The organism is Caminicella sporogenes DSM 14501 (assembly GCF_900142285.1).
GTDB lineage: Bacteria > Bacillota > Clostridia > Peptostreptococcales > Caminicellaceae > Caminicella > Caminicella sporogenes.
This window is the reverse complement of sequence record NZ_FRAJ01000014.1, coordinates 1-12,713: the sequence shown is the minus strand read 5'-3', so window position 1 is coordinate 12,713 and position 12,713 is coordinate 1. Positions and strand designations below refer to the sequence as shown.

Annotated in this window: 12 protein-coding genes; 11 read left to right on the top strand and 1 reads right to left on the bottom strand. The window is 28.9% G+C overall.

What is annotated here, in order from left to right:
• Nucleotides 1–85: 85 nt before the first annotated feature.
• The 6 genes from BUA90_RS08625 to BUA90_RS08605 all read left to right on the top strand — a co-directional run bounded on the left by BUA90_RS08625 (nucleotide 86) and on the right by BUA90_RS08605 (nucleotide 4,709).
• Nucleotides 86–331: a recombinase family protein gene (locus BUA90_RS08625; RefSeq protein ID WP_242945068.1), complete on the top strand. Its 246-nt coding sequence runs from the start codon at nucleotides 86–88 to the stop codon at nucleotides 329–331.
• Between the two features lie 159 nt (nucleotides 332–490).
• Nucleotides 491–940 carry a peptidoglycan recognition protein family protein gene (locus BUA90_RS08620; RefSeq protein WP_072967681.1) on the top strand — a complete coding sequence of 150 codons (450 nt, stop codon included), beginning with the start codon at nucleotides 491–493 and terminating at the stop codon, nucleotides 938–940.
• Nucleotides 933–1,061, top strand: a complete 129-nt coding sequence (locus tag BUA90_RS12705; RefSeq protein ID WP_278302461.1) for an SHOCT domain-containing protein — start codon at nucleotides 933–935, stop codon at nucleotides 1,059–1,061. The genes BUA90_RS08620 and BUA90_RS12705 overlap by 8 nt, the downstream gene beginning before the upstream one ends.
• Before the next feature lie 64 nt (nucleotides 1,062–1,125).
• On the top strand, nucleotides 1,126–1,326 hold the full coding sequence (locus tag BUA90_RS08615) for a SymE family type I addiction module toxin (protein ID WP_072967679.1): 201 nt from the start codon (nucleotides 1,126–1,128) through the stop codon (nucleotides 1,324–1,326).
• A gap of 137 nt (nucleotides 1,327–1,463) precedes the next feature.
• Nucleotides 1,464–3,089 carry a recombinase family protein gene (locus BUA90_RS08610; protein WP_072967677.1) on the top strand — a complete coding sequence of 542 codons (1,626 nt, stop codon included), beginning with the start codon at nucleotides 1,464–1,466 and terminating at the stop codon, nucleotides 3,087–3,089.
• Nucleotides 3,090–3,101: 12 nt separating this feature from the next.
• Nucleotides 3,102–4,709: a recombinase family protein gene (locus tag BUA90_RS08605; protein ID WP_072967674.1), complete on the top strand. Its 1,608-nt coding sequence runs from the start codon at nucleotides 3,102–3,104 to the stop codon at nucleotides 4,707–4,709.
• A gap of 267 nt (nucleotides 4,710–4,976) precedes the next feature.
• Here the strand turns inward: BUA90_RS08605 and BUA90_RS08600 are convergent, their stop codons facing one another.
• Nucleotides 4,977–5,795 (bottom strand): hypothetical protein, encoded by an 819-nt coding sequence (locus BUA90_RS08600; protein ID WP_072967672.1) that lies wholly within the window; start codon nucleotides 5,793–5,795, stop codon nucleotides 4,977–4,979.
• Between the two features lie 311 nt (nucleotides 5,796–6,106).
• On the opposite strand from BUA90_RS08600, the gene BUA90_RS08595 reads away from it, so the two are divergent.
• The 5 genes from BUA90_RS08595 to BUA90_RS08575 form a co-directional block, all read left to right on the top strand.
• Nucleotides 6,107–7,381, top strand: a complete 1,275-nt coding sequence (locus BUA90_RS08595) for a helix-turn-helix transcriptional regulator (RefSeq protein WP_072967670.1) — start codon at nucleotides 6,107–6,109, stop codon at nucleotides 7,379–7,381.
• Entirely contained in the window at nucleotides 7,368–8,378 is a 1,011-nt protein-coding gene (locus BUA90_RS08590; RefSeq protein ID WP_072967668.1) for a WYL domain-containing protein, read from the top strand. Before BUA90_RS08595 ends, BUA90_RS08590 begins: the two co-directional genes overlap by 14 nt.
• Before the next feature lie 101 nt (nucleotides 8,379–8,479).
• Nucleotides 8,480–10,348, top strand: coding sequence for a hypothetical protein (locus tag BUA90_RS08585; RefSeq protein ID WP_072967666.1), 1,869 nt, complete (start codon nucleotides 8,480–8,482; stop codon nucleotides 10,346–10,348).
• The gene (locus BUA90_RS08580) at nucleotides 10,329–11,948 is read left to right on the top strand and encodes a hypothetical protein (protein ID WP_072967664.1); all 1,620 of its coding nucleotides are present in this window, start codon (nucleotides 10,329–10,331) and stop codon (nucleotides 11,946–11,948) included. The genes BUA90_RS08585 and BUA90_RS08580 overlap by 20 nt, the downstream gene beginning before the upstream one ends.
• Nucleotides 11,949–12,504: 556 nt before the next feature.
• Nucleotides 12,505–12,713 (top strand): transposase (locus BUA90_RS08575; RefSeq protein WP_465220310.1); only part of this gene is annotated, 209 nt, incomplete at its 3' end.

Below are 12,713 nucleotides of genomic sequence, written 5' to 3'. Positions count from 1 at the left end.
AAGGGACGGCAGACGGTGAGTTAATGCTTACCGTCTTCTTTTCATTTGCACAGGAAGAAAGTAAAAACGTAAGCGAGAATCTAAAGTGGAGAGTAGAAAGAGATTTGAAAAAGGAGAATTCATGATAAAAACCACAAGATTTCTAGGCTACGATAAAGATGAATATGGAAAACTTATCATTAATGAAGATGAAGCAAAAATTGTAAGAAGAATTTTTAAAGAGTACCTAAGTGGGAAAGGAAGTTTTACTATTGCAAAGGAATTTAATGTAGAAGATATTCCTACCACTACTGGAGCAAAGTGGCATGACACCACCATTCTAGTAATTTAAAAAAATGAAAAGTATAAAGGATGTCATAACTAAATAAATTAAATTGTTTTAATACCTAAATTTCGATTTTTACTGGAAATTTTATAAAAAATGTTTACAAAATAAAAGCATCTTTGCCCTTGAAAATACTAATTTCACAGGCATTTCAAGCAAAAACTTTTGACACTACGCTGTGGTGATGGAGAAGGAAAGTACAGCATAACAAATCACAACTCTATAGGTATTGAAGTTTGTGTTAATGAAGATGGAGACTATGATAAGGCAGTAGAAAATACAGTAGATTTAGTTAAGTATCTTATGGAAAAGCATGATGTTCCTTTAGATAGAGTTGTAAGACATTATGATGTCAGCAGAAAGATATGTCCTAGGAGTATGAGTGAAAATAACTGGGGAAAGTGGTTGGAGTTTAAAAGGAAATTAAGAGAAAAAGCTGTGAATGAATTAGAGAGGGATTTGAAGAATCTAACGGAAATAGGAATTATTAATTCACCAGATTATTGGCTGCAAAATGCAGTTAAAGGGAAAACGGTAAAGGGAGAATATGCTGCTGTATTAATTGAAAGAATAGCAGAAGTTATAAATAAGAAAGAAGGTAAATATGATGAATAAAGAAACACCTCTGTATGTAATGAGTAGAGCTTTATTAAAAGAGCTTTTAAAAAAGAAACTTATTAATGAAGAAGAATTTCACAGGATCGATGCAGAAAATAAAAAGACCTTTAATAAATAGTAAAAATACTTGATAATCAGAGCCTTTAGAGTTAACATTCATAAACTAGAAGGAGGGCTTTGAATTGAAAGTAAGAAAATTAAAGGTCTACGAAGCACCTATAAATTCATCAAGAAACATACCGTGTATAAGACTTCAAGGTAAGTGGCTGAAAGAACTCGGGTTTCTGCCGGGGAAAGAAATGAATGTAAAGATGAATAAAGGCAGGATATTAATTGAGCTTATACATGAAGCTGAAGAAGAATATGATAGCCATAAAAAATAGGAAGACTGGGCCTGAACTTACGAGTTTCAGGTCCATATTTTTTTATCGTTTTCTATGTGTTCCCACAGAGTAAATTACTTGCTTTGAGCGGGTTATAGAGGTAACATACTACTACCTTAAAGAAGGGAGGTAGAATTTTGAAAAAGATAAGGACCATACCAGTAAAAATCAATAAATTAGATGACATTTCAAATAAGGAAACAAAGCTAAAAGTATGCGCCTACTGCAGAGTCAGTACAGGAAGCAGCAAACAATCTGAGTCTTTTGAAATACAAACTACATACTATGAAAGATATATTAAAGACAATCCAAAATGGGAGTTTGTAGGGATATATGCAGATAAAGGAATATCAGGTACCACAGTAGCCAAAAGAGTAGAGTTTAATAGGATGATTAAAGATTGTGAGAGAGGAAAAATAGATTTAATTATTACTAAATCTATTTCAAGGTTTGCAAGAAACACAGCAGATTGTTTAGAAGTAGTAAGATTCCTAAGAAGTCTTGATGTAGGTGTTTATTTTGAAAGGGAAAACATAAGCACTTTAGGAGCTGAAAGTGAATTAATCCTTTCAGTACTTAGTTCAATTGCCCAGGATGAATCAAGGAATATGTCGGAAAATATTAAATGGGCTATTGGAAAAAGATTTAAAGAAGGTAAGATTAATGTTGCTACTAAAAGATTTTTAGGTTATGACATGAATGATAAAGGTGAACTTGTAATAAATCCAAAAGAAGCTGAAATAGTAAAGAGAATTTATAGAGAGTATCTTGAGGGAAAAAGTATGAATGAAATTAAAAAGGGTCTTGAGAGGGATGGAATAAAAACAATAACGGGAAAAGAGAAGTGGCAGGAAAGTACTATTAAAGGAATTCTCAGTAATGAAAAATATTATGGTGATGCTTTACTGCAAAAGACAGTAACCCTTGATTACCTTACTCACAAAAGAAAACGAAATGATGGTGAAAGCCCTAAATATTTAGTTAAAAACCATCATGAGCCTATCATATCAAAGGAAGAGTTTGATAGAGTACAGGAAATAATGGCTGATAGGGCTGCAAAGTATGGAAATGTACCAGAGAAAAGAGATAAATACCAAAATAGATATGCTTTTAGTGGAAAGATTATATGTGGCAACTGCACAGGAGTATTTAAAAGAAGAACTTGGAACAGTAAATCACCAAGCAGACAAATTGTCTGGCAGTGCAGTACTTATATAAAGGAAGGAAAAAATGCTTGTAGCATGAAGGCTGTTGATGACATGACTTTAAAGGCAGTTTTTATTAGAGCTTTTAATAGATTTTATAAAGATAAAGAGAAGTTTTTATCTAGCTTTATGAAAAATGTAGAAAAGGGATTAGAAGATAAAAATGCTGAAAAGTTTAAAGTAGAAAAAGAAATTAAAAATATTACTGAAGAAATTAAGAGGCTTATTCGACTTCAAATAGAGGGAAAGATTTTTACAGAAGATTATGAGAAAGATTATATGGAGCTTAAAAAGCAGCTGGATAAATTAAAGAAAATACAATCAGATAATTCAGGTTATAAACAAAACAACGAAGAGCTACAGCTTAGAATGGATAAAATACAAAATTTCTTTAATAACTATGATGGTTTACTTACAGACTTTGATGATGATGTTTTTAAATCTCTAGTAGAAAGGGTTTTAGTTAAAGCGCCAAATCATGTCTGTTTTGAACTTAAAAATGGAATAATTCTAGAAGAAAAATTTATAAAGAAAAAAGGTAAAAATGGCTTAGCGTAAGGAGGTTTAAGAATGGCTAAAAAAGTATCGATAATTCCTGCCAAACCTATAGCAGTGATTAAAGGATTACCAAAAGAAACAAAGAAGAGAGTATGTGCTTACTGTAGGGTTAGTACAGATACTGATGAACAGCTTTTAAGTTATGAGGCTCAGGTTACTTATTATGAGGACTATATTAGAAAAAGACCGGATTGGGAGTATGCAGGGATATATGCAGATGAAGGGATAACTGGAACCAACACAAAATATAGGGCCCAGTTTAATAGAATGATTGAAGATGCAATGGCAGGGCAGTTTGATATGATTATCACCAAATCCATCAGTCGATTTGCAAGAAATACACTTGACTGCCTTAAATATGTAAGGATTTTAAAAGAAAAAGGTATAGGAGTTTATTTTGAAAAAGAAAATATAGATACTATGGATTCAAAGGGAGAAGTACTGCTTACTATTTTAAGTTCTTTGGCTCAAGATGAAAGTCGGTCAATCAGTGAAAACAGTAGGTGGGGAATTGTAAGACGTTTTCAGCAAGGTAAAGTCAGGGTAAACCACAAAAAGTTTATGGGATATGATAAGGATGAAAATGGAGATCTTATCATCAATGAAGAGCAGGCTGAAATAGTAAGAAGAATTTTTAAAGAATATCTTGAAGGTAAAAGTGCAGATAAAATTGCAGCAGGTCTTACAAAAGATGGCATACCAACTGTTACAGGAAAAAAGAAGTGGCACCCAACGGTTATAACCAAAATGCTTAAGAATGAAAAATACAAAGGTGATGCTCTGCTTCAAAAGACAATAACGGTAGATTTTTTAACACATAAGAGAGTGAAGAATAAGGGACAAGCACCTCAATATTATGTTGAAAACAGCCATCCAGCTATAATAAGTAAAGAGATGTTTGAAGCTGTTCAAAAAGAAATGAAAAGGCGTTCAGACCTTAGAGGTTTTGGTGATAAAGAAAGAAGGTCAAAACACAGCAGTAAGTATCCATTCTCAGGGAAGATAATTTGTGGGAATTGTGGGGCAGTATACAGAAGAAAAAGGTGGGGACCTACTGATAAATATAAGAAGTATGTTTGGAACTGCAGAACAAGAGATGAAAACGGTCCCAAAAGCTGTAATATGAAAGCAGTAGATGAAGAAAAGCTAAAGGCAGCATTTGTTAGGGTGACTAATAAGGTAATAAAGGATAGTGATGGATTTATAAAGAAAATGATGGACAATATAGAAAAAGTTCTAAGTGAAAATAAAGATGATGAAAAAATAAAAGCTATTGATTCAAGACTTGAAGAACTTAGGGAGCAGATAACGAATCTAATAAGGCTAAATTCTAGAAGCAGTATTGACAGTGATATTTATGATGAAGAATACAACAGACTGGTTTTGGAGATGGAAAACTTAAGAAGTAAGCGACTAGCATATACAAAAACTGAAATGGAGTGTAAGAATAATTACTCTAGAGTTAGAGAGATAGAGAGAATACTTAAGGAGCATGAACCTATAAATAGATTTGATGAAGAATTATTTAGGGTGTTAGTAGAAAAGATAAGAGTTGTATCTTTGGTTGAAGTAGAGTTTGTTTTGAAGACAGGGGTTGTGGTTAGGGATGTTTTGAGTTAAGGTGCATTGTAGTTTTAAGAGGCGAAGTTGTTTTTTTAAATTTAAAGTAAAAGTAGTCTGTTGAAGTTTTATTTTAATTTTTTGAAGGATAGTACCATATTTCATGAGATATTTTATGGTAGCCACTTCATTGAAAGAAATGATACTATCCTTTATTATACTAAGTAAACATCATTGGTAGAAACATGAAAGATGAATGTTTATGATTGTATAAAATCTAGAAGTTTACTTTTGTTGAAGCATAGAAAAATTTACAGTTAAAAAAGTTTAGCCCCAAATAGCATCCCAAATTCCTTTTACAGCTGAACCTACTGCTACTGCAGCACCTACCCCTATTGCAGCAGGGGCCCAAACAGGAGCGGTTGTGGTTGCTAAAATACTCGCTGCGGTAGTTGCAGCTGCTGTTGCTGCAACACCACCAGCAGCTGCAGATAATCCCCCGCCAGCAGTTTCTTTGATAACCCTTGATGCAAATTCTTCTCCGTCAATTCTACCATCTAAAAGGTCTTTGCCAGCACATATGACTTCTATACCGCCTGAAACAGCAGCACCTATAGCACCAGACCCTTTAGCAGCACTAGTTAATACTTTGCTAGTTAAGTTGCCACCTATTGTTTTTGAGGCTATACGAGCGGTATCTGCTGAAGAAATACCTGTAGATTTCATTTTTTGAGTAACTTTAACACCTTTTGAAGCTAGTTTTGCTATTTCATTGTTGTAAGCCTTTACTGTTTCCTTAGTTCCCATTAAAACAGTTCCTTGGTATTTTCCTGAAGAAACCTGTTTAACTGTATGACTTATTGATTTAGCAGTATCCTTTAATTGCGATCTTCCGATAACTTTACCAGCTTGCATAAGAACCACATCATCTCTAATAGCAGTTGAAGATTTAGACAATGAAGCTTTGACTCCTTTTATAATATTAGATGGATTTAAGTTTTGAGCGTCTTTATATAGAACTTCGTGTACAATACCATGTAGGTTTTTGTTTCGGCCAGCCCTTGAAAGTGCTTCAAGTCCAACTTTACATTCATAAACTTCCTTAATACCAGCAGATATTGTTCCAGTTTTCTTTTTATTTTCCATAGAAAGACCTCCCAAAAAATATTTTTAATAATAGTTTAAGACTTTTAATTACTTACTGCACTTAGATGGTTTCAGAATCAAGCATAAAACTTTAAATGGACATTTAAAACATATGTAAGACATGTAGTTTCACCTCCCTTGATTATTATATATACAAATTCTAAACATTACATTTCAAAAATTATGCGAACTTAATGTTTAACAAAATTTTTTGTTAATGGGCTTTATTACTTGTTAAATACTGGGACAATATGTATTATATAATTGTGAGAAATATATTACTATTCAAAAACTATGCGAAGGTGATAAGTATGGCAAAAGGGGCATATAAAAATTTTATCAAGTCATACGATACTATAAGAAATGTTCTAAGACATTTATATATTTATGGGTGCTACGGCAGAGAAGATTTTGAAAGTATAGGGATTAGTGGTAGAAAATATGATAATGAACGTAGAAGAATTTTATATTTTATTGATCAAGAATTGGTGAATGAAAATTTCATAAGTAATAAGAAGTATATTGGATTTAAATATGATATGTTTAAGACCGCTGAAAATTTTTTAGTTAATTCATATCTAATAAAAACATTTACTGTAAATGATATAAATTATTTTTTTCTAATACAACAGATTTTAAATGTAGAAAATCGAGAGTTAAGTATGAAGGAAATAATGGATAATCTTTCTGAGATATTGTCAGTAGATATTGATATGAGTACTATAAGAAGAAAAATCAATAAAATGATTGAACAAGGAATCATAGTAACTAGGAATGTAAAAAACAGAAAAGTTTTTAATTTGGTGGAAGATTTTTTTAAAGACTTTACAAATGATGAAATAGTTAAAATATTTTATGCAGTTCAATTTTATAGTAATTTGGCATTAATAAGTGTTCCTGGATACTATTTAATGGATACCATTAAAAACTATTTAAAGCATGAAAGAAACTATGATTTTAACGAAAAAGAAATTTATATATTTAAACATCATTTATTAAACAGAATAATTGATGATGAGGTTGTTACGTGCATTTTAAATTGCATAAAAAATGGTAGAAAGATGAAGTTTTATTATCGCAATGAAAAGAATCCAAGAGTAGTAATACCTTTAAAAATTATCACTGAATATTGCTATGGAAGACAATATTTATTTAGCTTAGATGAAATGTCAAATAAATGTAGTCTTTACAGATTAGATAAAATCAATAAGTTTTCAGAAGCTGGAGATATTGGTACTAAAGTAAATTTTGAAAAATATAATAAATTTATTGAAAATAGTTGGTGTGCTGTTTTACTCAATGAAAATCAAGGGTTAATAGAAGTAGAAATTGATTTTTTTATTGATGAGAGTGAAGAAGGATATATTCTTCAAAGAATTTTAAAGGAAGGAAAATGGGGAACTCTCGACAAAATTGAAAAAGGAAAATATTTATATAAGATAAAAGTAACAGATCCTAATGAATTAATACCCTGGATTAGGTCATTTGCAGGTTTTGCAAAAGTAAGGAAGAGTGACAATCATAATCTATATGAAAAAATAGAAAATGATTGGAAGGAGGCTCTTAAAAATTATGGAGCTATTTAATGAATATAAAAATAGATATTTTCAATGTATTCAAAATATTATTAATGACATATATAATGGAGTAAAGTATGAAGAAAAAGATATAATAAATTTCTTTAAGAATAATACTTTCAATGAAATAGAGCCTTCACTTGTGTGGCAAATTTTAAATAAAGAATCGAGAAATAGCCATAAAAATGTTGATGAGTGCAGGAGAATTAAATTATTAAAAGAAAACAATAACAATTATACACTATCTATTGACTCCAATATCCCAATAAGACCTACAAAGATTGAACTTCGGTGGTTAAAAATGTTGATTGAAGACCCTAAAAGTAAAGCTATTATAGATGATACTATTGTTAAAAAACTTACAGAAAAATTAAAGACTATAGAAACATGGAATTACTTAGATTATTGGATACAAAAAAATATAGATAAAAATGGAGACAAGTTAGAAGATGAAAAATTTAAAAGTTTTTTAAAAATTTTATCAACTGCCATTCAAGAAGATAAGTCAATTAAGTATACAAGTATAAACAAGAAAGGAAAATTATACAAGGATAAAATCGGTTTTCCCTATAGAATTGAATATTCAATAAGAAACAATAAATATAGAGTAGCAGTATTACCAATAGATTGCGATAGAGTAATAAAAATTAATGTATCAAGCTTTAAAAGTATTGAGATTATGAATAAAATCGATACTAAGACTAAAGACAAAATATTAAATTTTATTAATAGCAAAAAGAACTTGAAAAATCCATTAGTACTGGAAGTCGAGAATAGGTTTAATACTGTAGAACGTTGTTTTTCTTTGTTTTCTCATTATGATAAAGAAGCTTATATTGATAAAGAAAAGAATAAGCACATATTAAAAGTGTACTATTACAGTTTTGAAGAGTCAGAAATTGTTAGAGATATTTTATCTCTTGGTAGTTCTGTAATAGTAGTTGAACCAACAAGTATTAGAAATAAAGTTATTGAGAGAATACGTAAACATTTCTGTGATGGATAAAACTTCTCGCATAGTTTTTGACTATTAAATTTTATAAATAAAGTTTAAAATAGTCTTGTGTAGGTGTTAAATCTTATTACCTATAATAGGAGGATGATTGAATGAATAAAAATTTAAAATGTGTAAAAAGAAGCAGTATTGATACAAATAAAAGAGAATTTTTAATAATAGCAAATCAGATTAAGAATGCTAAAGATATAGAAGATTGTAGTAATATTATAGTTTCAACTATTAAGAGTTCAGAGTTAGATTACAATAAAATAACTACGCTGTTTGCTATGTATTGTAATAAATGTATAGGTATTTTTTTGGAAAATTTAGAAAAAGATATAAAAGATGAAGTAGTACCGAGTATAATAGAAAAAATAGGAGAAGATGTTTATTCACTTTGTAATAAAACTATAGAAAAAGTTAAAGAAATATTTATACTAAAAGAGGATGGAGATCAAGTCATTAAATATTTAAGAAAACTAATTAAGTATATTATTAAATCATTTAGTTATAACGATGGTTATTGGGAAAGAGAAGAATATATTTATGATTGTATGCATTTATTAGCTAAAGATGAATTTACAAAAAAATACAATCTAGAGATACCATATTTATATATTTTAATGTGGTCTGCTATAAGCCTTTTTAGTAGAAGAAAAGGACATGATGGTCTTAAATATGATAAAGAAAATGTTAGTTATTGCTTAAGAAGATTAGGCAATGTAATGATACAAATTTTATTAGGTGAATCTGTATGCGATGGAAATATATATATACCTAAAATAGAAGGTAAGGAATATTTGGATGAAAGAATAGAGGTTAAGTTTGATGGGTTACTTCCATACATTAAAAATGTTGAAAATAGGACAAAAGAGTATAAATCTTTCAAAGATAAAATTATATCTAAAGAAGTTTTATTAAGAATTCCTATGATTCCAATTGAAGTAACAGAAGGTACTGCTGAAGAGATAAAAATATTTTTGGATTTAGTTAAAGAAAGAAATTTACTTTTAGAAACTAATGAAAAGCTTAAACAGGCAAAAGGAGACTTGAAAAAAGCCTATCTTAATCTTGAAGCTCTTAACAAAAAAAACACTGCAATGGTCAGAAGATATTCACACGTATGGACAAATATATTATATCCAGATGTAGTTTTGAATGTTGCTAAGAAACTATTAAATTCAAGTGAATATAAAGAAGATGCAAAAAAATTATTATTTGCATATAATAACGAAAATATGATGAAGCAGCAAATAAAAATGCTTGAGTTAAGACATTCTAATGATTCAGTAGAATTAAAAACTCGATTCAGAAAATCTATTGCTAAGCAAAATGATTTAAGCAATGAGATTGTATGTTTAGATCATTTAATTAACTATGCATTAGAAAGGGTTTTATTTAGAATATTTATGGAATCATCAGAAAGAGCAATGAGGATAAGAAACGAATTCAAATTAGTGGGTTTGGATATGGAAAAATTAAGAGTAGATTTTGAAAAAAGTATAATAGTAAATGAGGCATCATGTTTTGAGTGGATAAATAAAAATATGATGGAAATTTGTAAATTGCAAAATGAATCGTGGGAAATGTTGAGAATTAAGAAAAATTCTTATGCAAGTGATTTTCTTATAGAAGTATTTATTGAGATTTTTATAAATTTATTGACGTATGGAAGTAAAAAAAGCAATTTTAAAAGCACATTAGAGTTTGATGAGGTTAGGGTATTTAATACAGACTATTTAAGATTGGTTACTTCAAATAGAATAGATGAGGGTTTTGGAACTTATAGAGGTGGTACAGAGGAAGGAATAAAATCCTTAGAGGAAGTTTTGAAAATGATTAATTCAAATTTTAGAGGAGAAAATGAGTTGAAACAGTATATTGAAGTAAATAAAATCGAAAATACATATAGTATGTCAATTTTATTCAGAAGAGACTTATTTATAAGGGGGAAAGGATATGCAAAACTTACTAAATAATTATACCGATGTTAAGAGGGTACTTTGGATCGAAGATTTTGATGGTGGAAAAATTTTCGATCAGAATGATATAAATCAAAAACTAGAAAATTATGGAATGGAATTAGCTGAAACAACAGTAATAACAAACTTTCTAGATGGACTTAAATATATAGACGAATATTTTGGAGATTTCGACTTAGTTGTGCTTGATATTGATTTTAGAGAATTAGGAGATAAGGATGAATGTGTTGATAAACTAAAAGATATAATTTGTGATATTGATTCAGAAAATTATGATAAGATGAGAGAAAATGGAGGATATTACATATTTATATACCTTATGAATAAATGTTTTCCTAAGGAAAGGATTGCTATGTTAACTGGCAATGAAACAGGATATAGCGAAGGAAAAAAAATTGTTGAAAAGTTAAAGAGAATTATTAGTGACAAGGAAGTAGAAGTAGATTATATTATTGAACAATTAGAAAAGGATGATGAAGCTTTTGAATTATTAGGTGATGGAATTAATAATATAATTAATATTATTGAAAGTGGAGATAGAGCTAAAGCAATAAATGAACTGAATAGGATCATTAAATTGTCTAACAATAATGATATTAATTTTGAAAAGAATTCTAATACAGCTAATGACTGGAGTAATGCATTCAAAGCTGCAAAAATAGTTCCTCCTGAATCATTTAGGAAAGAATCTATAGGTAGTAGTGAAAATAATAGGTTTAGAAAATGGATTAAAGAAAAGTCTACTTCGTATTATCAGACAAGAGGTATAATAATTCAAATGTGTAATTATTGGTTAAAAAGAATTAATGATGATTTTGAGAGTATTTTACTATTTAACAAAGTATGCAAACCAGACAATAGAATTACTAAAACAGATTTAGAAGCAATGTTACATCAAATTAAAATTAATTTGCCAATAAGTGAACCAGAGCAAAAGAATAAAATGCTAATTTATTCTCAAATTGTAAGAATAGCATCATTATATTTTGATGTAATAAACGTAAAACACCCTAAATTTTACGGAAATATTAAAGAAAAATTTGATGATAATCTAACTGTGAAAACAAAGCTTACATATTTTCAAATAATAAAATTATTAAGAAATTGGAGTTCTCATGATAAAATTGAAAAACCTAACGATAAAGAAGTACTGTTCTCATTAGTGATTGTATTTAGAGCTTTATTTAATATAAAAGAAAATTTAATTCTAACTTATGAGGAAAAAATCATTAATTTTTTAAAAGAAATTAACAAAAATGAAAAAAATATTACTAATCATTTTAGAGAAATTTTAATTGATTCTTTTATTGATTTATATGATAATGAAAACCTTAGAGTGAAAAGCACATCAGTTTTTGATATTTTAGAAGATATAGGTATTAATGGAAAAGGAAATTATAATTATTTATTTAGAATGCTTTGGCATGGAATATGTGACCACCATTTAATGAAAGATAAAAAATCCAGCAAAATAGGTAGTATGTTCATGAATGTTGATATAAGTGCTATTAATTCAAGTAGTAATTGTGATAAGTTTATTTATAATTTGCTGTGTAACATTAAGAATATAACTTTTGCGGAATTATATAAAAATTAATTTATAATTCTCTAAGATTTTATAGCCACTAAATTTGAGTAAGTTGTAAGTTGACTAAACTCTATTTTCATTATGTATTAGTGACACGTTTTTTGCATATAGTGTAGTATTATTTAATAAAGAAGTAATAATATTGTTAAATTACCAAATAATAGTTTAGAACATATCAAGTGTTTTCTTTTAATTCAAAACCCAATAACTATGCATGTGGAGTCGGTAGTATTGATTAAAAGAAAACACAGCTAGGAGATGTTGAAATTTCAATAAGAACAAAAGTTTTACAAAAAATGTATATATTCCCTTGAACGAGGATAGAAAACAGTAAGCCCTGCAAAGAGTAAAATGTACCCTTTGTCAAGGACAATTTAAAAAAACTATTTTATAAAATGTATCCTATAGAGTAGACAATAAAAAAAAGCCTACTTTATAGGAGGTCACTGAAAAAGTCAAACCTTATCATAAGAAATTATGATAAGGTTTTTTAAGTGGCAAAAAGGAGATTAGGGAGTAGATGTCGAATATAATAAGTATAGAAAAAATAAAGGAGAGACTTATTATGCTAAAAAGGCAACAAGAAATGATGATTAGCAAATATGCTGACTTATATGATATACTTATTCAAAAAGATCACATACTTCGCAAAATCAAAGAACTAGTAGACTTTTCATTTGTCATAGAGGAAGTAGAAAAGAATTATAATCTAACTCATGGTCGTGGTGCCAAAGACCCTATTCGCCTGTTCAAATACTTGATACTCAAAGATAT